This window comes from Actinopolymorpha pittospori, assembly GCF_014873875.1.
Taxonomy (GTDB): Bacteria; Actinomycetota; Actinomycetes; order Propionibacteriales; family Actinopolymorphaceae; genus Actinopolymorpha; species Actinopolymorpha pittospori.
This window is the reverse complement of record NZ_JADBEM010000001.1, coordinates 4386689-4412278: the sequence shown is the minus strand read 5'-3', so window position 1 is coordinate 4412278 and position 25590 is coordinate 4386689. Positions and strand designations below refer to the sequence as shown.

The window sequence follows — 25590 nt, the reverse complement described above, 5'->3', positions numbered from 1 at the left end:
AAGGGCTAGTGGTTCAGAGCTTTCCGCGGTTCTTCGCGGCCAGGATGATCTGGGTCACGGCGTACCGGGTCAGGCCGACCTTCCGGGCGATGTCGTCGGGTCGCAGCCCCTGCTCGTTGTAGAGCAGGGTGAGCCGCTGTTGCGACCTCGTCCACGGCGTACGACGCGGTGCGGGCCGTCCGGGCCGGGCCGACGTTGCCGAGGTCGGCGGGGTCGCCGGAGTCGCCGTCGACTTCGGTGGGCTCGGTGTGGTCGGGGCCGGGGTCACCGTCGCGGGACGCGCGGGCCGGCCGAACGTCGCACGGCGCTGGTCGTGGTACTTGCCGCTGGCCATCTCCTCGCGGGTGCGCTCGTCGAGCACCTGGAACTGGTCGGCGGCCTTGTTCACGCCGACCGCCACGATCGTCAGGCCCTTGGCGTTTTGTTTCTGGCACTCCCGCGCGGTGCAGTAGTCGTATTTCTGCGCGCGTTCGGGGTGGAGTTCGACGCCGCAGGTGACGCACCTGCGAACAGCTTCCTCTCGAGACGTCGTGGCAGCTCTCCTTCACATCTTTCGAAGTCCGACAAGACAACCCGCGATCGCCGCCGCGGTGTTCCCGCGGTGGTTCCGGTCGACCTCTTTAGGGAAAGAATGCGTGGGTTCCGCCGCGACCGGATCTCGCTCCGTCCGGCGCATACTCGAATGTGGGGACACGGAAGCTGGGGGCGATGGATACGCCGTCGATCACGACGTTCGGGCACGGGACCGCCACCGAGGCAGACCTCGCGGCTCTTCTCACACACGCGGGTGTTCACTCGGTCGTCGACGTGCGCACGGCGCCGGGAAGCCGGCGCAGTCCGCACGTCGGTCGCGGCGAACTCGAGCGCTGGCTCCCCCTCCACGGGATCTCCTACCGGTGGGAGAAGCGGCTCGGCGGCTTCCGAAAGCTGGCCCCTGACTCGCCCGATGTGGTCTGGCGCAACTCCTCCTTCCGTGCATATGCCGGACACATGCGGACCGAGGACTTCCTGGTCGCCGTCGACGCGCTCCTCACCGGCGCCGCGGCCGAAGCGGAGGCGATCATGTGCAGTGAGAGCCTGTGGTGGCGCTGTCACCGCAGGATGATCGCCGACTTCCTCCAACTCGCGCGCGGTGTCGAGGTTCACCACCTGTTGCCGGACGGGACGCTGGTCGACCACCAGCCGACCGCCGGAGTTCGCCTCCGACCGGACGGGCTGCTGGTCTACGACAACGGACAGTTGAGCGCCTTCGACGACGCACCGACTGACGATTCACCGGCGGCGCGGGAGGCATGACGTGCCCAGGTGGTCGAGGAAGAAGTGGGAGAAGGGGCTGGCCCGGCGACTGATGCCCGACGCGGCCGACAGCTTCACCCAACGCGTGCACGCCGTACCCACGAACCGGTGGTCCGTGCCGACCCAGTGCACCGACCGGTCGGCCCGGGCGCTCGTCAACCACGTGACGGCGGAACACCTGTGGGCACCGCACCTGCTGATCGGCGAGACGATCGAGGAGGTCGGTGACGTCTACGCCGGCGACGTGCTCGGTGCGAACCCGGTCGAGGCATGGGACGCCGCGAGCGCGGTGTCCGTCGCGGCCTGGGAAGGGGTCCCGACCACGTCACCGTTCACCTCTCCTTCGGCGACACCTCCGCCGACGAGTACGCCTGGCAGCTGCTGCTGGACACCATCGCGCACACCTGGGACCTCGCCCGCGGCGCCGGACTCGAGGAGCGGCTCTCCCGCGAGATCGTGGCGGCGCTCTGGCCCTACGCCAGCGAGAACGTCCCCCACTGGCAGAGCTCTGGAATCGTCGCCCCACCGGTGCACACGCACTCCGATGACCTCCAGGACCGGCTGATCGCCCTGCTCGGTCGAGACCCGCACGTCCACGAGCAGTAGCGACCTATCTCCAGAACTCCCGCGAGTGGGGCTTCGCAACGCCTCCTACGCGAGCGATCCGGCTACCGGCGCGGGCTGCCACGCACGCGACCGATGCCGGTCGTCGCGGCTCACCGGTGCGGGTCCTGTGCTCTGATGGCATTCCCTCTTCGGCGCAAGGAGACGGCGGGATGCGGACCAGAGTCTGGGGCACCACGATCGCGGCGACGTTGCTCGCCTGTTCCATCGGGGTCGGTGCCCCGCCCTCACTGGCGGGCACGTCCGGATCCCACACCTCCGGGCCAGACACCTTCGGATCAGAAACCTCCGGGTCGGACACCGTTCCGCTGGCCGCCACCAGAGCGGACGAGTGGACGCAGCTGTTCGACCGCCGCTCCGGATGGCTCGGCGCCGACGGCATCTTCTCGGTCCCCCTCGACGGAAGGGACGGCATCGGTGACGCGGCGTCTTCGTCGCGGACCATGTTCATCTTCAGCGACACCCGGGTGGGCACCGCCGATCCGATCGACCTGACCTACGACCAGACCAGCTTCCTCAACAACTCCTCGGCCGTGTTGGAGGGCGACCGGCCAAGCCCGGAACGGGCGAGCTTCGTCACCCCGGAGAACGGCGCCTTTGCCAGCCATGACTGGATGAACGACGGGATCGCCATCGGGGACACCGTTTACGCCACCGGCTTCGCCCCGGACTCCAACTGGAACGCGTCCCGGGTGGACCTGTTCTCGATGCCGATCGTCGGCGGCGTACCCGACTACGCCGCGGTCGAGCGGACCGAGAACGTCGGCCTGCTCGTCCGCGACAGCAGGTACATCGTGATGTTCGGCGTGGGCATCATGGACAACTCCAGCGTCGACGGGTACGTCTACGCCTACGGCTACCGCAACACGTTGGCCGGCGGACGCAAGGACCTCGTCGTGGCCCGGGTGCCGAAGGCCGACTTCGCCGACGTGCCACGGCCGGGAGACGACGCAAGCTCGCCTTGGCGTTTCTGGAGTGGCAGCGAGTGGAGCCCGGACATCTCCGTCGCCGAGCATGACGCCGCGGTCCTGCACTCCGACGTCTCCACGGAGTGGAGCGTCACCCCCGTCACGACCGGCTGGTACGCCGGGAAGTACCTGCTGGTCTACACGCGTGCGGTCCAGTCGGCCGCACTGGAGTACGCCGTGGGCGACACCCCGATCGGACCGTTCTCCGCCGGTGTTCGCTTCTACAACTGCCCCGAGCCCTACATCTACGGATCGCAGACGGAGGGTGTCACCTACTGCTACAACGCCAAGGCGCATCCGAGCCTGTCCGAGGAGGGCAAGCTCCTGGTCAGCTACAACGTCAACAAGCCTGGCGACAGTCCACTCACGACCGAGATCTACCGCCCGCGGTTCGTCTGGCTCGACCTGAACCAACCGGCAGCCACGCCCCTCGCTCCGCGAGCGACGACCAACGTCGCGGCGGGGCGACCAGCCACCTCCAGTCGCGGGCGTACCACGGCGGCGAAGGCGACGGACGGCGCCTGGGACGTTCTGGAGGACGGCTGGCAGGCGACGGTGTCGCGGAACGCCTGGCTGACCGTCGACCTCGGCGCCACCCGGGCGATCTCCGGCTACCGGGTCAAACACGCCGGCTACGGCGGGAGCCCACACGGCACCGCACTCAACACCCGTGACTTCAGCGTCGAGGTGTCGGACCGGCCCGGCGGGCCGTGGCGCACCGTCGACGCCGTCACCGGCAACACCGAGAACCTGACCGATCGGCTGTTGGCGAGGCCGGTCAGTGCCCGCTACGTCCGCCTGTCCGTCACGACGCCGACCCAGACCGCGGACGACACCACGCGCATCCTGGAGTTCGAGGTCCTCAGTGACGCCGGAGCCAGCCCCCCGAACCTGGCGTTGTACCGGCCGGCGCTGGCCGACTCCGCCAACTCCACGGCCTACCGCGCGACCGACGGCCAGGTCTCCGATCCCGACCTGGACGCCTGGGTCAACTCCTCCGCTCACGGCTCGAAATCACTCGCCGTGGACCTCGGGCGAAGCTACTCGATCGGCCGCTACGTGGTCAGGCACGCCGAGGCCGGTGGCCTGGACCCCGCTCTCAACACTCGCGACTTCGTCGTCCAGTCCAGTGACAACGGCACGCAGTGGACCAACCGGGACATCGTGGTCGGCAACGGCTCCGCGGTCACGGATCGGACGGTTCCCGCGTTCACCGCACGGTACGTCCGCCTCCTCATCACCAAGCCGGTCGAGGACTCCGTCTCGGAGAAGACCGCCCGCGTCTACGAACTGGAGGTCTATCCGCCCGCTGGCGAATGACGCTGGACGCCATGGGAAACGTAGCTGGCGAATAACCCCGGATCCGGCTCGAACTCGACAATGCGCGATTCAAACCGAACGGCGCGATCGGGCTTGCAGAATTCGGCGGAACGCCGGAATCGCCACGTCTCGTCCCCGACCTGAAAGCGGACGAGAGGAACGCCTTTCCACCATCGTCTTTATCCTCGCCAAAGCGCGGCGAAGTTCACCGCCGAGCTAGTTGTCGAACTCAATCCGCCCTCGAATTTCGCCGGACACAGCTAGCGTCACTTTTCGTGACCACGCAGTTGCCCATGAGAGCGAAGCTCGCGGTCTCGGTGTCCCGCGGGGTGGCCGCGATCTCACGCGCCACCGGCCGCGGGGACGGCTCGGTCATCGGCGGGCGGATCGGCCTCGCCATCGATCCCGGGCTGCTCGCCCGGCTCGCGACCGGCCGGCAGATCGCGCTGGTGTCCGGTACGAACGGCAAGACGACCACGACCCGGCTGAGCGCGGCCGCGATCGGGGTCCTCGGTACCGTCGCGACCAACTCCTTCGGTGCCAACCTGCCCAACGGCCACGCGGCCGCGCTCGCCCAGGCGGGCGACACGCCCTACGCCGTACTGGAGGTCGACGAGCACTACCTCCCACACGCGTGGAGCGCCACCAGGCCCATGGTCGTGGCGATGCTCAACCTGACCCGCGACCAACTCGACCGGGCCAAGGAGGTCGCGATGCTCGCCAAGCTCTGGCGGGACACCGTGCGCGGCCGGCCCGTCCACGTGGTGGCCAACGCCGACGACCCGATGGTGGTGTGGGCCGCGTCCGCCGCGCAGGAGGTCACCTGGGTCGCGGCCGGTCAACGCTGGCACGACGACTCCGCCGTGTGCCCCGAGTGCGGTAGCGCGATCGCCCGCGTGATCGGGGAGACCGGCGACGCCACCGACTGGCGATGCACCGGCTGCGCTCTTGCCCGCCCGCAGCCGCAATGGTGGCTTGACGGCGACTCGGTCGTCGATCCGGCCGGAGAGCGCCACGACGTCAAGCTGCGCCTGCCCGGACGCGTCAACCGTGCGAACGCCGCGATGGCGCTGGCCGTCGCCGAGCACTTCGGCGTCCGCGCCTGCGACGCCCTGCCCAGGCTGGCCGAGATCACTTCCGTGGCCGGCAGGTACGCCATGGTCGAACGCGACGGCAAGGCGATCCGCCTGTTGCTCGCCAAGAACCCGGCGGGCTGGCTCGAGGCGTTCGACATGGCCGACCACACACCGACCCTGCTGTCCATCAACGCGCGCGACCCTGACGGTCTCGACACCTCATGGCTCTACGACGTCGACTTCTCCTCCCTGCGGGGCCGACGCGTCCTGATCACCGGAGATCGGGCCTACGACCTCGGAGTCCGGCTCACGGTCAACGGTGTGGCGTTCACCCACGTGCCGTCATTCGGCGCCGCGCTGACAGCGCTCCCGGACGGCCGGATGGAGGTGATCGCCAACTACACCGCGTTCCAGCAGATCAGAGCGGAGCTGAATCGTGTCCAGTGAAAGCGTTCTGAGGATCGTCTGGGTGTATCCGGACCTGCTGTCGACGTACGGCGACAGAGGCAACATGCTGATTCTGACCCGTCGCGGTGAGCTGCGTGGGATCGACGTGCGCTGCGACGAGGTCCGCTCGGACCAGCGGGTGCCGGACGAGGGAGACATCTACCTGCTCGCCGGTGGCGAGGACGCACCGCAGACACTCGCCGCCGAACGACTGCTCGCCGACGGAGGGCTGCGGCGGGCTGTCGACCGCGGCGCCGTCGTCTTCGCGGTGTGCGCCGGTTACCAGCTCGTGGGTGAGTCCTTCGCCGCGAGGGACCGCGAGTACGCCGGACTCGACCTGTTCGACCTGCGTTCGGACCGCGGCGCGAGCCGTGCCGTCGGCGAGCTCGCCGGCACGGTCGACGCCGAGCTCGGACTGCCCACCCTCACAGGGTTCGAGAACCACGGTGGTCGCACCAGACTCGGGCCGGGAGTTCGTCCGCTGGCGACGGTGGCGGTGGGTGTCGGCAACGACGGCCACACCGAGGGCGCTTGGACGACGGGCTTGCTCGGCACGTACGCGCACGGACCGGCCCTGTCCCGGAACCCGGCCCTGGCCGACCTGCTGCTGCGGTGGGCCACCGGACGGGAGGATCTCGAGCCGCTGGACGACATCTGGCACGAGCGGCTGCGCGCGGAGCGGCTCAACGCGATCGGCGTGACCTGACCTGCCGCGGCTTCGTTCGCGGCGACGATCAGGGGCGACGGGCGCGGTCTGTCGCGGCCACATGCCGTTACAGTCGACTCGATGCACCGTCCGGCCGGTCGGGACGACCTGGCCTCGGATGGACAGCTCCGCGCAGCCGACAGAGCAGCCGAGAGAGGCACGAGATGAACGACCTGGCCACCACCGCACCCGCATTCGTCGAGAAGGCACACACCATCGTCTGGGGCACGCTGGCCACCGTCGACCGACAGGGCCGTCCACGCACGCGGGTCGTCCACCCCATGTGGGAGTGGGACGGTACGAAGCTCGTGGGCTGGATCGCGACCATGCTGACGCCGGTGAAGCGTGCCCACCTGGACCGGACGCCGTTCGCCTCGCTCACCTACTTCACCGCGGACTCCCGGGACGACTGCTCGGCGGAGTGCCGGGCCGAACTGCTCTCCGACGACGCGAGCTGCGAAGAGACCTGGGAGCGGTTCAAGGCGACACCCGAACCGGTCGGGTACGACCCGGCCATCATCCCCATGTGGGCTGACGGACCGACGTCGCCGGGGTTCGGTGTCATCCGGCTCGAGCCCTGGCGCCTACGGATCCTCGACGGCATCTTCGCCATCACCGGCGGAGAACAGGGCAGGCTCCTCACCTGGCAGGAAGAGCCGGCCCGGGCCATTTCGTCCGATTCCTGACAGGGAACGGACCACAAAACCGGTTCACTGCTTCACTACTACGCACGAGCGCGATCTTCCGATCTTCCGATCCGCACGCGTGCGAAGACTGCAACCGCATCCGGTCCTTCGGTACGACCAGGCCAACCGGCGACACCTCACCGGTCCGGCCCGGTCGTACCTCTTCGCACGGAGTGCTTCCTTCGAGCGAAGAGAGGCTGAGGCATGGTTGTGCGACACCACCGCCGATGGACCCGCCCGGTCCTGGCGGTAGCGGCAAGCCTGTTCGTCGGACTCGCACTGGCGACGCCAGGTGCGGCCCAGGCAGCACCCCGACCCACGGCACCCTCCCAGTGCACACCTGGGCACGACGACGCCAAGGATCCGAGCCGGCAGACGGTCGGCGGCGGGACCCTCTCCCGTCGCGCACATGGACCGGCGCCGACGGAGGGAGTCGGCGGAGACGACTTCGTTCTGGTCAAGAACTGGGACTTCGGTCGGCACGGCACGATCAAGTCGATGTCGGATCTGAGCCAGAACTTCAACTACCACGACCAGTTCGGCACCATCGGCAACGGGACCAACTACGGTGCGCTGATCGTCTCACCAGACGCTGCCAACGCGCTGCCCGGGCAGCCGGTCGAGGACCCGGACCACCCCGTGCGGGACGTCTGCTCCGACTCGATGAAGACCTACCTCGTGCCGCTGGACGGCGCTACGACGGTCTCTCCCGAGGAGCACAACGCGGGCAACGGCTCGTTCCAGGCGAAGTGGAAGCTGCCGAACGGCGGCTCGCTGCTGAACCAGGACATCCTGTGGGAGACACGCGTCCGCTACGTCACACCGCCCTACTTCTGGTTCGCCCTGTGGAACTCCGGTAACCAGTGGAACCGCGGCGCTGAGATGGACCTCATCGAGAGCTTCGGCTTCGACAACGGCGGCGGATTCACCAACTACGATGGGCGCCTGTGGCACTCTGACGGGTTCGGGACCAACGACGTCGACTACTCCTCCTGGCCCGAGGCCATGGCCTCCCGCGGCATCACCTCCTACGACGCGACGGAGTACCACACCTGGCAGTGGCTCTACCGCAAGGACAACACCTTCAGCGCGTACGTCGACGGCATCGAGGTGCAGAGCGGGACGATGCACTGGACCCTCGGAAGCGTGGAGGGCGGCACCCCCGTCGACATGAACTTCATCTTCGACGCGGGCTGGGGGCACACGCAGGTCGCTTCCGTCAACCACCCCTTGCCGGCGTCGGCGTTTGACGGGAAGTTCTTCGAATGGGACTACAGCAGGGTGTATTTGCGGCCATAACGAGGTAGAGAGTCGCCAACCACCCATTGACGGGCGGCGGGGCGCACGCGCGAGGCGACCGCGCGACGAGACGGGCGCCCCGCCGCCATCCAGCTCAGTCCTCGCCTGGACGACAATCCAAGGGTGAGTGAACCCGAAGCGACCGGCCCGCTGTCGACCCGCACCGCCTGGGCCCGGAGCCTGCCGAGTCCGCTGCGCGACTTCCTGCAGACCGAGACCGGAAGCGCGGCGATTCTCCTCCTCGCCGCGGTCGCCGCACTGGTCTGGACGAATGTCGACTCATCGTCCTACAGCGGGTTCTGGACGACGAACCTGTCCATCGCGATGGGCGACGGTGTGCTCGGACAGGACCTGCGCGGCTGGGTCAACAACGGGCTCATGACGTTCTTCTTCTTCGTCTTCGGGCTCGAGGCTCGCCGTGAGTTCGACATGGGCGAACTCCGCGATCGCCGCCGGCTCGCACTCCCGCTGCTCGCCGGGGTCGCCGGCCTGATCGTCCCCGTCCTGATCTACCTCGCCCTGAACGCCGGTCGACCGTCCGCACAGGGGTGGGGAATCGCGATGTCGACGGACACGGCGTTCGCGCTCGGTGTCCTGGCCCTGGTCGGCCCACGCTTCCCCGCCCGGCTGCGCGCGTTCATGCTCACGATCTTCGTCGTCGACGACATCTGTTCCCTCGGCGTCATCACCCTCGGCTACACGAGACACATCAACGTGGCGGCGCTGCTGACCGCGGTCGGGATCTTCGCCGTGGCGCTGCTGGTCCGTTCGAGGGACGTCCGCATCGCACCACTCTTCGCGGTCTTCGGCGTCGCGATCTGGGTGGCCCTCTTCTACTCCGGGGTCGATCCGGTGGTCGTGGGGCTGATCATGGGCCTGCTCATCTACGCGTACCCGGCTTCACGCGTCGACCTCGAACGCGCCTCCGACCTGTTTCGCCTCTTCCGGGAACAGCCGACGCCGGAGCTGGCACGCTCCGCCCGGGTCGGCGTCCGGATGGCGCTGTCGCCGAACGAGCGACTGCAGCACCTCTACCACCCGTGGACGAGCTACCTGATCGTGCCGCTGTTCGCGCTCGCCAACGCGGGTATCACGATCAGTCCCGACTTCCTCCTCCGCTCGTTCACCTCGCCGATCACGCTGGGCATCCTCATCGGCTACGTGATCGGAAAGCCGGTCGGGGTCACCGCCGTCTCCGGCCTCGTCACCTGGGTGAGCCGTGGCCGCCTGCGCCCGCCCGTCGGCTGGGCCGCTGTCCTGGGTGGCGGCGCGGTCGCGGGGGTCGGCTTCACGCTGTCCCTGCTGATCGCGACCCTGGCGTTTCGAGGTCAGCAGTTGGAGGAGGCGAAGCTCGGCATCATCAGCGCCGCCCTGGTCGCCTCGGTGCTGGGTTGGACGATCTTCCGGATCGCCGCGCTGCTTCCCCAGAACCTGCGGCTTCGTGCGTTGCTCGGAGCCGCCGAGACGATCGTCGACCTCGCCACCGCGGTCGATCCCCGACGCGACCACATCCGGGGTCCCGCGAACGCCCCGGTCACGTTGGTCGAGTACGGCGACTTCGAGTGCCCCAACTGCGGCCAGGCGGAGCCGATCGTGCGCGACCTGCTCGCCGACTACGGCGACGTACGGTACGTCTGGCGGCATCTGCCGCTCACCGACGTCCACCCGAACGCGCAACTCGCCGCGGAGGCGTCGGAGGCGGCTTCCAAGCAGGGTGCCTTCTGGGGCATGCACGACCTGCTCCTCGACCACCAGGGCAACCTGAAGCCGTCCGATCTGCTGGGATACGCCGAACAGCTCGACTTGGACCTGAAGCGCTTCCGGCACGACCTGCGCCGACACGCGGGCGCCACCCGAGTCGCGGAGGACATCGACTCAGCCGACCTCAGCGACGTGTCGGGCACGCCGACGTTCTTCGTCAACGGCCGGCGGCATCATGGCGCGTACGACATCGATTCCCTCTCCACCGCCGTGCGGGCGGCGCGAGGTCGAGCGAAGCTCCAGTCCAGCTAGCGCGACTCCGCTGGTGCGACTCCCCGTCGGTCGCGGCGAAGCGGTCGACACCGTACATACGCCTATGGTTATATGACTGCCACAGCATCTTCTTGTCGACCCACCAACCCCGAGGACGCGGACCATGCGACGGAGCATGCAGGGGACCTTGCACGAGACCGAGGACGGCCGCCACGCGTTGTCGTTCGAGCGCAGGCTCGCCCATCCACCCACGAAGGTCTGGCGGGCGATCACCGAGGCCGAACAGCTGCGCGCGTGGTTCCCGGCGGTCGTCGAGTTCGAGCTGACCCGAGGAGCCAAGCTGTGTTTCGCCCCGACCTCCGAGCAGCGGCGCAGGTTGGGGTTGCGCCCCGACGATCTGACGTACGGAGAGATCACCGCGGTCGACCCGCCCCGGCTGCTGGAGTACACCTGGGAGCAGGACGTCCTGCGCTGGGAACTCACGCCGGCCGGAGAGCAGGGCTGTCTGCTGGTGTTCACCCACATCAGCGGTGACCGGGGTACGGCCGCCGCGCACGCCCCCGGCTGGCACGCCGGACTCGAGGTGGTCGAGGCCCAACTCGACGGTCAGGCCATCGACTGGTCGCCGTGGGAGCGCTCGGAGGAACTGGTCGAGGAGTACGCCCGGACTCTCGGCTGACAAGCAGGCCCTGACGCGCGCCGCTTGAGTCTCCCCCAGGGGGAGCTGCCACGGTGGGGGCATGAACGGCGACACGCTCTACTCGATCGGAGACCTCGCCCGGCGTACCGGGCTGTCCGTCAAGACCATCCGGTTCTACTCCGACCGGGGGATCGTGCCGCCCACGGACCGTAGTCCAGCCGGCTACCGCCGCTACGACATCAACGCCGTCGCACGCCTGGAGCTGATCCGGACGCTGCGCGAGCTGGGGCTGGACCTGCCGACGATCCGCAAGGTCGTGGAGCGGAAGGCCCCGCTGCACGAGGTCGCCGCGGCGCATGCCGAGGCCCTGAGGGTGCAGATTCGGACGCTGAACCTGCGGCAGGCGGTGCTGACGGCGGTAGCCAGGCGCGGCTCCACTCCCGAGGAGATCGATCTGATGCACAAGCTGGCCAGACTTTCCGAGGACGAACGTCGACGTCTGATCGACGACTTCCTGGACGCCGCGTTCGGCGACCTCGGCGCACAGCCCGCCTTCGCCGGGATCATGCGCTCGATGACTCCCGAACTCCCCGACGATCCCGAACCCGAACAGGTCGAGGCGTGGGTGGAGTTGGCCGAACTCACGCAGGCGCCGGAGTTTCGCGACGTCATGAGACGCCTGGCAGAACACCATGCGGCCGAGTGGGGTGCTGAGCGCGCCAGGGAAGGCCGGGTGCGCCCGGACGTCACCGCGGCCGTGCGGCACCATGTCGGCCCGGCCGTGACGGCCGGAATCGACCCGCTCTCGACGGACGCCGATCCAGTCGTTGCCGCGGTGATATCTGAGTACGCCCACGCCTTCGGGCGTCTCGACGCCGAGCCCGGCTCAGGTGCTGAAGCTGATGCTGGCCGACTTCTCGCCCAGTTGGAAGCCGTCAACGATCCGCGCCGAGAGCGCTACCTCGAACTCCTCGCGGTGATCAACGGCTGGCAGGCCCCTGCTGGTCCGGCGGTGGAGTTCGACTGGTGCATCCAGGCCCTGCGCGCACGAGCGCGCCGTTAGCGAGCGCGTTGCGCCCCTGCCCGGCCGCGCCCCTGCCCGGCGGCGCGTCTGCTCAGCGCCGGATCAGGGTGTGGTCGTTGGGGCGGATGACGCCCTGGTAGGGGTCGATCCAGGGTGGCGGGATGTATTCGGGGTGCCCGTTGGATCCCATCCGTACGGTCCAGCCTTGGGTGTGGATGGTGGTGTGGTGGTGTTGGCAGAGGAGGACGCCGTTGTTCAGGTCGGTCGCTCCGCCGTCTATCCAGTGCCTGATGTGATGCGCTTCAAGCCACTTCTCGGGCCGTCTGCAGCCCGGGAAGTGGCAGAAGTAGCCGTCCCGCTCGGCGAGTGCGTGTCGTTGGGAGTAGGTGAACAGGCGGGTCCCTCTGCCGAGGTCGAGGACGGCGCCGTCACCACCGAGCACCACGGGGATGATCTCCGCGTCACACGGCAAGTTGCCGCACCAGCGTCGCTGACAGCGGCGGCCCGGTGATCCGGTATCCGATCACCACCTGCCCGCCGCGCCCGCCTGTTGTGCCGCCACCGTTCAAGCCGCCGCCGGCACCGGCGTGGGTCTTCACCTTCAGATGCGCGGGGCCGGAGTCGGTGAGGACAGAGTCGACCGTTCCGTAGCCGAGCCGGGCCACGAGGTCGTCGTAGTTCACCGTCACCGTGAGGCGCGGCCTGACGCTCCCGCGGGTAGGTGCGTTCGCTGCCGCCTGCGCGACACCCAGGAACTCGGCGAAGGCGTCTGCATAGCGGCGTTCGCTGCTGCGCAGGTCCGGCCCGTCAGGACCGCTGGGACGAGGGCGAGCCAGCGGATCCAGGAGCGCCTGCAGGATCGCGAGGGTGGGCACGTCCAGGCGCACGAACATGGTGCCCATCCCGTCGCGGACCGGCCCGAAGCTGAGGGTCCTGCTCTCCCGAGCCCGGCGCTCCTGTTCCTCCAACTGCTTTCCGATCCGACGCTCGGCATCCTCCGGTGCGACCACCTCATACAGATGCTTCCCGGCCCTGTCCAGATCATCGACATCAAGATCCTGAGCGCTGTCCAGGAGGAACGCTTCCGCCTCCGCCCGTACGGCGGCGTCGACGTCGTTGGGCAACCGTCGGATGGCGCGTTCGATCACCTGCGCCTGACCCAACGAGATCTCACCGTCGGAGAGGGCTTCGCCCGTGGCGCGGAGCGTCTGGTCCAGCGCCTTCGCCAATCGCACCGACACCGACGCCTCACGACGACCCATCCGCGTCACCTGCTGCACCCACCCCGCCGTGGTCGCAGCACCACTGAGCTTCTTCACCTCATTCAGCTCGGCCTGCCGCGTCAGACTCAACCGCAACGACGCAAGCTTGGCTTCGCAGATGGCGAGTTGCTCCATCACCGCTTTGTACTGATCCAGCGGCAACGACAACGTTGGACACTCGATCGCCGCGTCAACACCCGCACCAACATCGGCAAGCCAACGCATCAACGGATGCGCGAAACCCGTACCCCCGCTGCCAGCGCCGGTGTCGATGTCCATGACCAAACCCTAGACCCGACCACCGACAACAACCCCCGTAAAACAAGGGCCTTCAGCCCCACCGACGAAACTCCTCCTGACACCTTTCCGTCAGCTTTCGCGACCAGCGCAACGCACGATCCAACACCTGTGACCGCGGTCCGCTACTCCTCGCCGAGGGCTCGCTCATAGGCCTTGAGCGTGTCGACGAACATCTTGCGTTGGGCCGAGGTCAACGGGGCCAACGCCTCCCGCCATGCCGTCGCTCCCTTGGCCAACCACGCATCGATGGACGGGCGGTGCTCGTCGGAGATGCTCACGATCGTGCGGCGCCGGTCAGCCTCGTCCTCACGGCGTTCGAGGATCCCCTTGCGACTCAGGTCGCTGACCATCAGGCTCACCGTCGCGGGGGCGACCTCGAGCTGGGACGCCAACGCGTTGACACTCATCGGACCGTCGAACAGCAGGTAGGCCAGCAGTGACAGATGCCGCGGCGCCAACGCCAACGACTCGAGCTCCTCCGGAACGCGGATCCGCTTCACCCGGCCGACGAGTCGCGGCATCAGCAGGAGGAGTGCCCGAACTCCGTCATCGACGCTGGGCCCCGCACCGCGCCCTCCTCGGCTACCTGTTGACACCTCGACCACCTCCGACATAGCTTTGCATGCATAGTCATTTTGCTTTCAAAGCAAATCATCTTTCACTCCATGCTAGCGAGGTCCGCGCCATGATGGATCAACGACCGACAGCCCCCAGCGAAGCCGCCACTCCCATCAAACCGGCGGTGCCCAGTGCGCCCGCCGGCCCCGGCGACTGGAACCAGCAGATCATCGAGGAGTTCCGATCCAACGGCGGGCGGGTGGGCGGCATGTTCGCAGGCGCCAACCTGCTCCTGCTCACCACGATCGGGGCGAGGACCGGCAGGCCCCACACCACACCTGTCGGATATCTGCGCGACGGGGTCCGCCTGCTCGCGTTCGCCTCCAACGCGGGTCTCCCCCACAACCCGAACTGGTACCACAACCTGCTCGCCCATCCGATGATCACCGTCGAGATCGGCGCCGGCGATCAGTCCATCGAGACCTTTGTCGCGAGAGCGACATCCCTGCGGGATCCGGAACGGGCAAGGTTCTACCGGCTCCAGGCCGAACTCATTCCCGCGTACGGCGAATACCAGACCAGAACCTCCCGGATCATCCCCGTCGTCGCGCTGGAGCGCCCCGACTTCGCCGACGCCGAGCGCAACCAGGCGATCGCCGCCGAACTGCTGAGGGTCCACGCCGACCTCCGCGACGAACTCGCCCGCATCCGCGTCGAGGCTGATGCGCACCAGACCAGCCCGCCGAGCCCGCCGAGTTCGCAGAGCCCGTCGACCCCGTCCGATCTCGGGCTACAACTTCGCCAGCACTGTCTGGCGTTCTGCGACGCGCTCCACCTGCATCACACCAACGAGGACGGCGCGTTTCCCAGCTTCGAGAAGCAGTTTCCCGCCCTCGCGCCGACGCTCGACCGACTCCGAGCCGAACACCACGTCGTCGCCGAGTCCCTCGCGGAGCTTCGGACCATCCTCACCGACCTCGCCGCGGGCACCGGCGAGGCCGATGCCCTACGGAAACGCCTCGAGCATCTGGCGGAAGAGCTCGAGGCACACTTCACGCACGAGGAGGAACAACTCGTCCGAGCGCTGACGGAAGGCCAGCCCAGTGGGTGACTTCTCCGAACTGGCCGGCCCGCTATGCCGGGTATCAACGCAGCTGTCCCATCGACAAGGGAAGTTCCGTCGTTAGCATCGATGGATGGCCAACGCCGACGTCTGGGGGACCAATGGCCCCATCGGCCTGCCTCGACCGCGATCCGCACCAGCCACGGCCGCGATCGACGCGTCCGTGGTCCCAGATCTCGACCGGTTGGTGGCGGCGGTACGACGCCTCACCGACGCGGAGTTCGCGGCGTTCCTTCTCACTCACGAAGACCACACGGTCCCGCTCGCCACGGACCTCGTCGAGCACACCACCCACCAGGAACGAGCCGACGTCGACGAACAGGCCGGCTTCGCCACCCTGGTCATCGACCTCGACCAGTATCTCCCTGGGGCCGACCAGGTCCTGAACATTCCCGACTTCCTCACCTATGACGGCGTTCGTGACGGCCCACTGGGGCGCTACTACCCCGCGATCACCAACCTCCTGCGCCTCCCTCTCCAGGTCGACGGCGCCCACCTCGGCGAGTTGATCCTCGCCAACAAGCCCTCCGAGGAGGGATTCACGAGCGAGGACCAGGAACTCGCGGGCGCCTTCGCGGAGTCCGCCGCCGCGGCACTCGGCCAGGTGAACGTGTTCCGGCGCGAACGCCGCGCCCAGCAGTGGATCCGGGCGGCACTGGAGACCACCCGGGTCCTGCTCGGCGGGGAGGACCGCACCGAAGCCCTGCGCCTGGTGGTCAGGAAGATCCGGGAGGTGGCCGGCGCAACCTACGCCTGCGCCGTCCTCCTCGATCCTGATTCCCCGCAACGCGCGGTCTACTTCGAGGGGATCGACGGACTCGGACTGGAACGCTTCGACGGCATGCCCGTGAGCCTGCAGGGCCTCGCGGCCAAGACACTCATGACGGGTCAGGCCACCGTGAGCGAGGACATCACCCACGAGGAGGGATACAACCCGCCGCCGGAGGTGGCCGATGATCTCGCCGTGCTCGGCCCAGGCATGTACGTCCCACTCGCCGTCTCCGGCGAGGTGCTCGGCGTCATCGTGGTCGGTTGGGAACGAGGGTCCCCCGTCGACCGCGTCGGCCCCGACGAGGTAGCGCTCGTGGAGATGTTCGCCGGGCAGGCCGCACTCGCGCTGCAACACTTCCAGGCGAAGGGACTCGTCCTGGAGGACCGCGCGCGGATCGGCCGCGACCTCCGCGACGTCGTCATCGAGCGCCTGTTCGCGATCGGCACCCGGCTGGAGGACACGGCCGACCTGGCGAACAAGCCCGAGGTACGGCAGCGAATCGACGAGGCCCTCAGCGCCATCGACCAGACCACGCGAGGGGTCCGGGCCGCGATCTTCCAGCTCCGCAACCCCACCTTGCCCGATGACCGGCCCACGAGTGAGCACCTGCGCGACGAACTCGACCACGCCCGGTCTCTCCTCGGCTTCACACCCCGCCTCGTCGTCAAGGGTCCACTCGACCATCGTCTCTCGATCTCACTGCGCCGCGACCTCGTCCGCGCCATCCGTAAGTCCGTCACCGACGCCGCGATCTACTCCCGGCCGAGCGGGATCGAGGTCGAGGTCAGCCTGGACGAGGACCAGCTCCGGCTCACCATCACCGACGACGGCGTGGATCGCACGGCCTTCGCCGGCCGGGATGCCTGCAGGGACCTCCTGACGCGGGTCGCCCAGCTGGGCGGATCGGCCGTGGTCCGCCGCGTCGAGCCGGTCGGCACGAGGGTGACGTGGCAGGTACCGCTCACCCCATGACCTGCCGGCCCACGCCGGCTCTCCATTCGATGGGCCGATCGATGTAGCCGATCGATGTAGTTTGGGAAGCTACACGGGAGGTGAGCGGTCGTAGTGGCGAGCGGACTGTCCCGGGCACGGCTCTCCCGCATGCACCAGGTCATGGCGACTCATGTGGAGCGCGGCGTCGTGCCCGGCCTCACCACTCTCATCAGCCGCCGAGGCGAGGTTCACGTCGACGCCATCGGCTCCGCGGGCATCGGATCCAGCCCACCCATGCGCCGCGACACGATCTTCCGCATCTCCTCGATGACCAAGCCCGTCGTCGCGTTGGCCGCGATGATCCTCGTGGAGGAGTGCAAGGTCCGCCTTGACGAGCCCGTGGATCGACTGCTGCCCGAGCTCGCCGAGCGGCGGGTGCTGCGGAGCTGGGACGGTCCACTCGACGACACCGTGCCGGCCGATCGGCCGATCACGTTACGCGACCTTCTCACCTTCCGTATGGGCACCGGTCTGAGCTTCGGGCCCGACGCGAGTGTGGCCCCGATCCTGGGCGCCATCCGCGATCGTGGGCTTGGCCTCGGACCACCAAGGCCCTCCGAGCAACCGGAGCCTGAGGAGTGGATGCGTCGCCTCGGATCGCTCCCGCTCATGTACCAACCCGGCGAACGGTGGCTGTACAACACCGCCTACGACGTACTCGGCGTTCTCGTCGCGCGGGCGAGCGGGCAACCGCTCGAGGCGTTCCTTCAGGAGCGCGTCTTCGATCCGCTCGGTATGCGTGACACCGGCTTCAGCACGCCGCCGGCAGACCTGGACAGGTTGGCGGTCAGCTACGAGACCGATCCCGAGACAGGCGCGCTCCAGGTCTACGACCCCGCTCGTGGAGGAGAGTGGAGCAGGCCGCCGGCATTCCCGTCCGGCGCCGCCGGCCTGGTCTCCACCCTGGACGACTATCTCGCCTTCGGACAGATGATGTTGGACAAGGGGAAGTACGGCAAGGGACGCATCCTTTCCAGGCCTGGCGTCGAACTCATGACCACCGACCAGCTCACGCCGGAGCAGAAGGCGATCTCGGGTTTCTATCCCGGCTACTTCGACAGCCGCGGTTGGGGTTTCGGCGTCTGTGTGATCACCCGACGAGACGACACGTCGGCGGTGCCCGGACGGTTCGGATGGGACGGAGGTCTTGGCACCTCGTGGTTCTCCGATCCGCGCGAGGACCTGGTCGGGATCCTGATGACACAGCGCCTGGCGTTTCCGCAGTTCTCCGAGATCTACCTGGACTTCTGGACCTCGGTCTACCAGGCGATCGACGACTGACGCGACCGCCGTGTCGAACTGCCGAACGCTTACTGAGCCGGCATCGCCTTCACCGTTGGACCTTTCCGGCTCGCAGGCACGACGTACAGACGTTCAGATGCGTCGGAGTGCCGTCCACCTTCGCGCGTACGCGTTGGATGTTGGGATTGAACCTGCGCGGCGTGCGGCTGCGAACCCGGCGTTTGAGCGCCTTTCTACCGGTGCGGGACAGCTTCTTTCCAAAGGAAGGCCCCTTGCCACACACGTCGCAGACTGCGGACACGAACTCACACCTCCGGGCGGATCATCGAAACTGCTCACCAGAAGTGGTTACCGGTAACCGGGTGAGAACGTATCCGAGTCCACCCCGCCGAGGCGAAGCATTTAACCGTGAACGCCAAGGGCGTGCGGGTCCGGGCGCGTGACGGCAGGGCGAGGCCCGGACCCGCACTCACTCCTTACCGTTCGCCACGTCCCCACAGGGGTGCGATCTGCGCCTCGGTCGCGCTCTGCTGCGTGGCCGCGCTGATGGACGCGATCGGCCCGGCCCAGTGGACGCCGTACTGGTCGAAGCGGTTGCGGTCCTCGCGGTAGCTGGTGCTCGCCTGCCGGGTCAGGTACGCCTGGTAGGGGCGGTTGCGGAGGGACGCGTTGAGCTCACCGAGGTTGCGCACGTAGACGCCCTTGAACGTCGGGCCGTCACCACCACAACCGTTCTGTTCACAGGGTTCGGTGAGAACCCCACCAGGGTTGAGGAACGAACTCCTCGTCGACGCGTCGGCCAGGACCTGCGCCTGCGCGAGGTAGCCACGGTCGTTGGTCGCGGCGTACAACTCGGTCAGTGCGCCGAGAACGATGCCCTGGTTGTAGCTCCAGGTGGTCTGCCCGTTGTTGGCACAGGTGGCGGCGTCGAGCCCGTCGTTGACGAGGTTGTCGTCGTTGATCATCCCGCTGGCCCGGAACCACTGCCAGATGTTCAGCGCCTGGTCGAGATAGACCGTGTCGCCGGGGATCCGGCGGTGCAGGCTCGCCGCGACCTTGATGAAGAGCTCGTTCGTCACGGCGTTCTTGTAACGCTGGTTGACGTTCCAGACGACCCCGCCACCACAGACGGCGTCGTGGGTGCTCCACATGTAGTCGGCGTCGAAGCGCGTGGTGTCGAGATAGCGCTGTTCGCCGGTCAGGTCGTACGCCCGGATCCAGGCCAGGGCCCACCAACCGGTGTCGTCGATGTAGTCGTTGGTGAAGTTGCCGCCCTGTGCGTGCAGGTTCATCTCGTAGGTGTTGGCGATGATCCATTCGTAGGAGGAGTCGCCGGTGGCGAGCTGGTAGTCGATCATCGCGGTCAAGGCGTTCGCGGAGTTCCACCAGCCGGTGGTCTTCCACAGCCCTGTGTCCGCATCGTACAGCTTGACCAGCGCGGCGACGGCACGCTTGCTTGGCGTCCCCTGCGTCATCGGCTTCTCGACCTGGATCCACTCGGTGCAGACGACGTCGTCGCGGTTGCCGGCCTTGCCACAGGCCCGCAGAACTCCGTGGAGGTTCTGGGCAGGGTCGTCGAGGTTGTACATCGTCGTGGTCGTGCCGCGCTGTCCGGCGGGGATCGTGGCGTCGCCGAGCTTGGTGTCCGGCACCGTCGCACCGCCGTCGAAGGACCGGTCGAGCCACACCTCGTCGGTGGGGTCGCCGTTGTTGATGCTGGCCCAGCCCATCGCGTCGCGGTCGCTGAGGTGCAACTCGATCGACCGGCCGAAGATGGTCGCGCCGTCGGCGAGTCGATCTTCCCGGGCCTCGCTCACCGGAGCGCCGTCACACAGGCGCCCGCAGACGACGGCGTCGACCGCGGCCGCCACCTTCGCCGTCCGCGCACGCGCCGGCTCCGGCCGCACGGCCGATCGCGTCTCCGGCTGCGCCACCTGGTGCGTCGTCGGTGGCGCGACACCCGACGTGCCCGACCAGGTGCCCGCCGCCGCCGTTCCGGCCATGAGGCCGAGCCCCATCACGAGCGTCCCGGTGGCGGTCAGCAGCGCCCGAACGGGCAGTCTGCGCGATGATCTGTGCCGTGTCACAGGGTCCTCCCGAAAGCAGGGGATGTCCCCCGGACCGGGGACCCACGGGAATCTAGGCGCCACCCGACTGCCGGGCAAGATCTTCGGCAAGGCGTGACCGGAGGCGGATACGTCTGCCCATGGACCGCTAGGGCGTCCGACCGCCCAGGGAAGGGACCGCCTCAGCGGCTCCGGTCACTTGTCGGAGCTGCTGAGGACGTCCCGGAGTTCGAGCACCGTGAGCGGTGTGCCCGCGCCGTTCAACGTGAACGTCGTGGCCACGTCATGACGCTCGTTCTGCCCCACGATCTGCCACTGGATGCGGCCCCACGTGACGTCGACCTTCGGCCGGAACGGCTGGCCCTTCGGGCTGGTGGCGGCGTAGGTGTGCGTGATCGTGTCGTCGGGATAGGGCGCCCCGCCGTCGGTCGTGGTGCGCCTGGAGTCGGGCCGCCGGTCACCGAAGTCCCACCTGAACTCCGTCGGCGTGGCCCAGATCTCCACCTGCACCGTCGGAGCCTCCGGGAGGGTGACCGTCTGGTGGTAGGGCGTGTCGTCCGCCCAGAAGATGGTGTCGAGGTTGACCAGCGACCGGCCGTTGTCGGGCTGGACGTGGGCGACCGGCTTCTGAACATGCGTTCTGAGCCAGTCGAGGACCATCTGGTCGGAGACGATCTGCATCTTCTTGTAACGGATCGGCTCGTCGTAGGCGAGCATGAGGCTCGCCCAGGAGTAGACCTCCCGCTCCGGCGGGGTGTGACCGAACCCGAGGGTCGTGACCTGGCTCGGCGACACCGTCTCGACGAGTTCGATGTGACCGGAGTTGTGGACGGCGTCGCCCGGCTGGAGCTCGCCCCAGCCGATCGGATCGGCGATCGCGTACATCGACGTCCAGGCGGTGTAGCCAGGCGGGTCACTCTGCCAGGCCATGGTCACGAAACCGGAGCAGTCGGTGCGGTAGGTGGTGCCGTGCCGGTCGGGGTAGCCGCCGCTCTGGCAGTAGTTGAGGCCCGCGTCGATCCAGTCGCGGCCGCGGGCGAGCGCCTCGTCGGGAGTGATCGGAGTGTTCTGGTCGGCGGCTGTGCGGCTGTAGCCGTTGTCGGGCTTGTGCGGCGTGGCGGCCGGCGGGCTGGGGTTGGGACCGTCGCAGGGAAGCGATGCGGCCTGCGCGGGCGGGGCGGCCGTGCGGATGCTCGCTCCCACCGTGAGGACCGTGACGAGCGCCAGGACAAGGTGGAGTACGCGCGCGGGAACCGAGGCCTGCTTCACCATCCGAGACATCCCACCCCGTCAGGTCACACCCGAGCCATCCAGTCGATGGCGTGCCCGAGCCTACTGAGAAGGCCAGAGGCGAACAAATGGTTGTGCACAGATGTCAACCGCCGTTGTCGTGCCTTTCATGTCCGGCCCCGGCAAGCTGCTCCGGCAGGCTCCGGGCCGGCCCGCGACGGTCCCCCTGGCGCCCTGTGGATCATGATCACGGGAGCGACTGCCCGGCCGATAGTGTCGGCGTATGCGTACCCGTGGGGCGTCGACGGTGTGTCGTACGACAACCGCGATCGCGTCGACGGTGATCGCGGTCGGGCTGCTGAGTGGTTGCGGAACAGGTGGCGGCTACCAACCCTCCAACCTCGAGGGCCCCTCCCGCGCCGCGGCGGGCGCCGCGACTCCCATGACGAGCGCGGGCTCCGACACCCCGTCAGCGACACCGACGACACCACCGACGCTGGACGTCTGCGCCCTCGTGCCGGCGAGCAGGGTGCAGCAGATCTTCGGGCGGGCCACGGCGCCCACGATCGACGAAACCAGCGGCGCGAAGAACGCCGGCACACCCGACATCCCCGGCGTCGGGTCGGTGGCGCACTGCACCTACCGCTGGGCACCCGGCCAGACCGCGGAGATCGTGAAGGTCTCCGTGATGCCCTCCTCCGGCCAGCCGGACGCCGCGACGTTCGTCGACGTGATCCTGGGCCCTGAGCACGAGCAGGTCCCGGGCGCGGGCGAGGCGGCCGGCATCAGCAGGGACCAACTGTTCGGCCACGGCCTGGCCGCCGTCGCCGCCGCCAAACAGACCAGCGCCGGGATCTCCGGCGTCCTGGTCCTGGCGCCGCTGGAGTCGAAGACCGAGGCCTTCGCAACGTTCACCAACGAGATCTTCGCCAAGCTCCCCTGATCGGCCCGACCCTGCCGGAGGCCGATCCGCACCCGCCTCGGCCACCGGATGGGCCGAAACACCGTGAGGAACCCCGGCCCGCCCGGATACTGGTCCTGTGCAGCACCGGGCGCGACCACGCCCCACGCGGCGTCACCTTCCACGGCGGACCAGCGCGTTCGCCGGGGGCGCCCTGGCGTCCGCCCTGGCCGTCGTGGTCCTCGGGAGCCTGCTGGCCGGATGCGCGGGAGAAAGTCACGGTCGGAACTGCACTGACATGAAAGGCACCGACCTGTCCGAACGATCCGTGTCCGGGGCCGACCTGACCGGTCGCCCGATGCGATGCGCGATCCTCGAGGGCTCGACCCTGGACAACGAGTTCCTCAGCAAGGTCAAGCTCATCCGGGCCAACCTGCACCGCGCGAGCCTGCGAAGCACCGTGCTCACCAACGTCGACCTGACCGGCGCCGACCTGACCAGGGCCGACCTCGGCGCGGCGACCCTGCGCAAGGTCGACCTGTCCGGGGCCGACCTGCGGGAGGTCATGCTCGCCGACCGGGCCGCCCTGACCGACGTCGGCCTGCGACGCGCGCGACTCGAGGAGGCCGACCTGCGGCGGGCGCTGTTCACCCGGTCCGACCTCAGCGGTGCCAACCTGCGTGAGGCCGACCTGAGCGGCGCGTCGTTCGTGAGTTCGAACCTGCGTGGCGCCGACCTGGAGGACGCGAACCTCACGGGCGTCACCTGGTCCGACGTCGTCTGCCCGGACGGAAGGAAGTCGGGTGGCGCCAGCGCGTCCTGCGCGGGTCACCTCACGCCGGCCCGCTAGCGGGTCTCCGCGATCGGCCCCGGCTCAGCGGGTCAGCGCGATGCCGAAGTACACGGGCGACGTGGTGGGAATCCCCACCGACTGCGGTCGCAGCAGCGGGAACGTGGTGATTCCACCAACGCCCTGAGGGGTTCCCGTGAGGATCGCGACGGATCCCTGGCTGCTGTTCTCCCCCACCGACGACACCATCAGTTCGGCCCGGCCGTCGCCGTTGAGGTCGCGGAAGACCAGCGCGGACCCGAACAGGTCGTGCGGTTCGTTCGTGTCACCCCCGCCGATGGTGCTCTGCCTGATGTCGCTGACCCTGGTGAAGTCGAGGCCGGCGCTCCCGCCCATGACGACGGTGACGTTGCCCGCGTCCTCGTTGGCGTCGATGTCCTCGTACGGCGCGCCGATCGCGAGGTCGGCCCGGCCGTCACCGCTGGCGTCGCCGAGCGCGACGCTCAGACCGAACTGGTCGCCGTTCTCCGGACCGCCCGGGATGCCGGCGCTGTCCTGACTGAGGATGGTGAGTCCGCGCAGCCCGTTCGTCGAGCCGTACCAGACCCGCACCTGACCGGCGGCCTTGTGTCCGGTCACCGTCGCGGTCGGGTTGCCGGTGGCGAGGTCGGCGAAGCCGTCACCGTTGATGTCGCCGGCGCTGGCGGACTCCGTGAGTGGCGTCGACAGCTGCTGGAACAGGTTCGTGTTGAGGCCTGACGGGCCGCCTCGGTAAAGCAGGATCCGTGCGCCGTTGCGGACGGAGGCCGCGAAGGACACGTCCGCGTATCCGTCTCCGGTGATGTCTCCGACGACGAGAGCCCGCCGAGCGAAGACGTCCGGACCCGTCGGCCCGAACCGTCGCAGGACGATTCCACCGGGGTTCGACAGGCCGGCGCTGCCGTACACCACGTACGACTGGTCCCCACCGACCACGGCGAGGTCCGGCCGGCCGTCGCGGTTGATGTCACCGGTCGCCACCTCGTCGCAGTTGGCGATCACCCGGGAGGCTCGGGTCAGCCCGCTCGGAGTCCCGAACAAGATGGTGAGTGAGCCCACGAACAGGAACGCGGTCTCCTTCTGTGTCGGGGCGCAGACGGCGAGATCGGCGTATCCGTCGGAATTGAAATCGGCGGAGGCGAGTGCCGCTCCGAATGCCTCATCCTGCTCCGGGGTTCCCGGCACCCACGGCAACGACTCGTCAATCCTTTGCCGGCGTGCCGTGTTCAGGGTGGTACCGGTCCCATACACCACCGCCACCAGGCCGGAGAACGGCTGCTGCTGGACGGTCGCCAGCGTGCCGATCCCCACGTCGACATGGCCGTCCCCGTTGAAATCCGAAGGTTTCGCGGTCGCCGCCAACGCCGACCCGACGGGGATGACCAGCAGGGAGAGTGCCAGGCAGAAAAAGGTGGTTCCCGCCGAGCGAATCAGCCTCCGCCGCTGTCGTACTCGAGCCATTCCGAAACCTCCGCCGAACGCAGACAGTGCCGCTTTCGCGAAGTCTTCCAGCCTGGTTTGACCAATTAGAACGACATGAACACTCTCTCCTCGGTGGGAGGTGACGACGATTGTGAATGGCGATCTTTCTGTCGGGCGAATCGCGGTACGACGACAGAATGGGTACGACGGCAGAATGCGAGCGTCGGCTGGGTCAGGTCGGCGGCAGGACGGGTTCGGTGGCACCGTGCCGCCACACCTCGCCCCGCGGTTCGTACTCCAGGCCCGTCGCCACCTGCTGGGCGAGTTCCACTCCGGCCTCCCGGGCGACCAGCCACAGGCCGAGGTCGAGGCCCGCGGTCAGCCCACCGGCGGTGACGACGGTTCCTTCGTCGACGACCCGGTTGGTCACGACGGTGACGCCCGATGCCGCGAGTTCGGCGAGCAGGCCACGGTTGGTGGTTGCCGTCCGGCCGCGCAGCAGCCCGGCCTCGGCGAGCAGCGTCGCGCCGCTGCACACCGAGGCGACCCACCGAAGCGACCCTGACAGCGCGACGAGCCGCTCCGGCAGAACCCCGCGGCGGGCCTGCGCCCACGCACCCCGCTCGGCCCGGTTGCCCCAGCCACCGCCAGGGACGAGCACCGCGTCCGGCCTGCCGAGCCCCTCGCTCACCCGCATCCGCAGGCCGTTCTGTGCCTGGATCTCAGCTGGACCGTCGACGCCGACCAGCGCGACCTCGAACGGCGCGCCTCGTCCGGCGGCGTTGCAGAACACCTCGAACGGTCCAGGGCGTCGATCTCGTCGAATCCATCG

24 protein-coding genes are annotated in these 25590 nt (G+C 68.4%); 15 read left to right on the top strand and 9 right to left on the bottom strand.

What is annotated here, in order from left to right:
- Positions 1-13: 13 nt before the first annotated feature.
- On the bottom strand, positions 14-400 hold the full coding sequence (locus tag HEB94_RS20815) for a helix-turn-helix domain-containing protein (protein WP_192751447.1): 387 nt from the start codon (positions 398-400) through the stop codon (positions 14-16).
- 308 nt (positions 401-708) lie between these two features.
- Between HEB94_RS20815 and HEB94_RS20810 the strand changes: the two genes are divergently transcribed.
- From HEB94_RS20810 to HEB94_RS20765, 10 genes are all read left to right on the top strand, one after another.
- The gene (locus HEB94_RS20810) at positions 709-1296 is read left to right on the top strand and encodes a DUF488 domain-containing protein (protein WP_192751446.1); all 588 of its coding nucleotides are present in this window, start codon (positions 709-711) and stop codon (positions 1294-1296) included.
- A 270-nt stretch (positions 1297-1566) separates the two neighbouring features.
- Positions 1567-1902, top strand: a complete 336-nt coding sequence (locus tag HEB94_RS49395; protein ID WP_202896462.1) for a DinB family protein — start codon at positions 1567-1569, stop codon at positions 1900-1902.
- A gap of 170 nt (positions 1903-2072) precedes the next feature.
- The gene (locus HEB94_RS20800; RefSeq protein WP_192751445.1) at positions 2073-4208 is read left to right on the top strand and encodes a galactose-binding domain-containing protein; all 2136 of its coding nucleotides are present in this window, start codon (positions 2073-2075) and stop codon (positions 4206-4208) included.
- A gap of 293 nt (positions 4209-4501) precedes the next feature.
- Positions 4502-5731: a MurT ligase domain-containing protein gene (locus HEB94_RS20795; protein ID WP_202896461.1), complete on the top strand. Its 1230-nt coding sequence runs from the start codon at positions 4502-4504 to the stop codon at positions 5729-5731.
- Positions 5721-6437 (top strand): glutamine amidotransferase, encoded by a 717-nt coding sequence (locus tag HEB94_RS20790; protein WP_192751444.1) that lies wholly within the window; start codon positions 5721-5723, stop codon positions 6435-6437. The genes HEB94_RS20795 and HEB94_RS20790 overlap by 11 nt, the downstream gene beginning before the upstream one ends.
- Before the next feature lie 164 nt (positions 6438-6601).
- Complete coding sequence (locus HEB94_RS20785; protein ID WP_192751443.1) at positions 6602-7123, top strand: pyridoxamine 5'-phosphate oxidase family protein; 522 nt, start codon at positions 6602-6604, stop codon at positions 7121-7123.
- Positions 7124-7327: 204 nt separating this feature from the next.
- The gene (locus HEB94_RS20780) at positions 7328-8422 is read left to right on the top strand and encodes a hypothetical protein (RefSeq protein WP_192751442.1); all 1095 of its coding nucleotides are present in this window, start codon (positions 7328-7330) and stop codon (positions 8420-8422) included.
- A 123-nt stretch (positions 8423-8545) separates the two neighbouring features.
- Complete coding sequence (gene nhaA, locus HEB94_RS20775) at positions 8546-10435, top strand: Na+/H+ antiporter NhaA (RefSeq protein WP_192751441.1); 1890 nt, start codon at positions 8546-8548, stop codon at positions 10433-10435.
- A 124-nt stretch (positions 10436-10559) separates the two neighbouring features.
- Positions 10560-11075 (top strand): SRPBCC family protein, encoded by a 516-nt coding sequence (locus HEB94_RS20770; protein WP_238361584.1) that lies wholly within the window; start codon positions 10560-10562, stop codon positions 11073-11075.
- Between the two features lie 61 nt (positions 11076-11136).
- Positions 11137-12099, top strand: coding sequence for a MerR family transcriptional regulator (locus HEB94_RS20765; protein WP_192751440.1), 963 nt, complete (start codon positions 11137-11139; stop codon positions 12097-12099).
- Between the two features lie 52 nt (positions 12100-12151).
- On the opposite strand, the gene HEB94_RS20760 is transcribed toward HEB94_RS20765, so the two are convergent.
- From HEB94_RS20760 to HEB94_RS20755, 3 genes are all read right to left on the bottom strand, one after another.
- Positions 12152-12532: an HNH endonuclease signature motif containing protein gene (locus HEB94_RS20760; RefSeq protein WP_238361583.1), complete on the bottom strand. Its 381-nt coding sequence runs from the start codon at positions 12530-12532 to the stop codon at positions 12152-12154.
- Positions 12522-13601, bottom strand: coding sequence for a DUF222 domain-containing protein (locus HEB94_RS49390; RefSeq protein WP_238361582.1), 1080 nt, complete (start codon positions 13599-13601; stop codon positions 12522-12524). The genes HEB94_RS20760 and HEB94_RS49390 overlap by 11 nt, the downstream gene beginning before the upstream one ends.
- 143 nt (positions 13602-13744) lie before the next feature.
- Positions 13745-14218, bottom strand: a complete 474-nt coding sequence (locus HEB94_RS20755; RefSeq protein ID WP_337917864.1) for a MarR family winged helix-turn-helix transcriptional regulator — start codon at positions 14216-14218, stop codon at positions 13745-13747.
- A gap of 146 nt (positions 14219-14364) precedes the next feature.
- Between HEB94_RS20755 and HEB94_RS20750 the strand changes: the two genes are divergently transcribed.
- The 3 genes from HEB94_RS20750 to HEB94_RS20740 all read left to right on the top strand — a co-directional run bounded on the left by HEB94_RS20750 (position 14365) and on the right by HEB94_RS20740 (position 18349).
- On the top strand, positions 14365-15291 hold the full coding sequence (locus HEB94_RS20750) for a nitroreductase/quinone reductase family protein (protein WP_337917863.1): 927 nt from the start codon (positions 14365-14367) through the stop codon (positions 15289-15291).
- An 85-nt stretch (positions 15292-15376) separates the two neighbouring features.
- The gene (locus HEB94_RS20745; RefSeq protein WP_192751438.1) at positions 15377-17047 is read left to right on the top strand and encodes a sensor histidine kinase; all 1671 of its coding nucleotides are present in this window, start codon (positions 15377-15379) and stop codon (positions 17045-17047) included.
- A gap of 141 nt (positions 17048-17188) precedes the next feature.
- A complete protein-coding gene (locus HEB94_RS20740; RefSeq protein ID WP_192751437.1) occupies positions 17189-18349 on the top strand; it encodes a serine hydrolase domain-containing protein in 1161 nt (386 codons plus the stop codon).
- 49 nt (positions 18350-18398) lie between these two features.
- On the opposite strand, the gene rpmB is transcribed toward HEB94_RS20740, so the two are convergent.
- The 3 genes from rpmB to HEB94_RS20725 form a co-directional block, all read right to left on the bottom strand.
- Positions 18399-18611 carry a 50S ribosomal protein L28 gene (gene rpmB, locus HEB94_RS20735; RefSeq protein ID WP_192751436.1) on the bottom strand — a complete coding sequence of 71 codons (213 nt, stop codon included), beginning with the start codon at positions 18609-18611 and terminating at the stop codon, positions 18399-18401.
- A gap of 175 nt (positions 18612-18786) precedes the next feature.
- Positions 18787-20397 carry a glycoside hydrolase family 76 protein gene (locus tag HEB94_RS20730; RefSeq protein ID WP_337917860.1) on the bottom strand — a complete coding sequence of 537 codons (1611 nt, stop codon included), beginning with the start codon at positions 20395-20397 and terminating at the stop codon, positions 18787-18789.
- Between the two features lie 174 nt (positions 20398-20571).
- On the bottom strand, positions 20572-21648 hold the full coding sequence (locus tag HEB94_RS20725; protein ID WP_192751435.1) for an NlpC/P60 family protein: 1077 nt from the start codon (positions 21646-21648) through the stop codon (positions 20572-20574).
- 241 nt (positions 21649-21889) lie between these two features.
- On the opposite strand from HEB94_RS20725, the gene HEB94_RS20720 reads away from it, so the two are divergent.
- Both HEB94_RS20720 and HEB94_RS20715 read left to right on the top strand, forming a co-directional pair.
- A complete protein-coding gene (locus HEB94_RS20720) occupies positions 21890-22549 on the top strand; it encodes a hypothetical protein (protein ID WP_192751434.1) in 660 nt (219 codons plus the stop codon).
- A gap of 256 nt (positions 22550-22805) precedes the next feature.
- Entirely contained in the window at positions 22806-23357 is a 552-nt protein-coding gene (locus tag HEB94_RS20715; protein ID WP_192751433.1) for a pentapeptide repeat-containing protein, read from the top strand.
- 24 nt (positions 23358-23381) lie between these two features.
- Here HEB94_RS20715 and HEB94_RS20710 read toward each other — a convergent pair whose 3' ends face one another.
- Together HEB94_RS20710 and HEB94_RS20705 are read right to left on the bottom strand one after the other, a co-directional pair.
- Positions 23382-24797 carry an FG-GAP-like repeat-containing protein gene (locus HEB94_RS20710; RefSeq protein WP_192751432.1) on the bottom strand — a complete coding sequence of 472 codons (1416 nt, stop codon included), beginning with the start codon at positions 24795-24797 and terminating at the stop codon, positions 23382-23384.
- Between the two features lie 193 nt (positions 24798-24990).
- Entirely contained in the window at positions 24991-25551 is a 561-nt protein-coding gene (locus tag HEB94_RS20705) for a DJ-1/PfpI family protein (RefSeq protein WP_337917859.1), read from the bottom strand.
- Positions 25552-25590 lie beyond the last annotated feature (39 nt).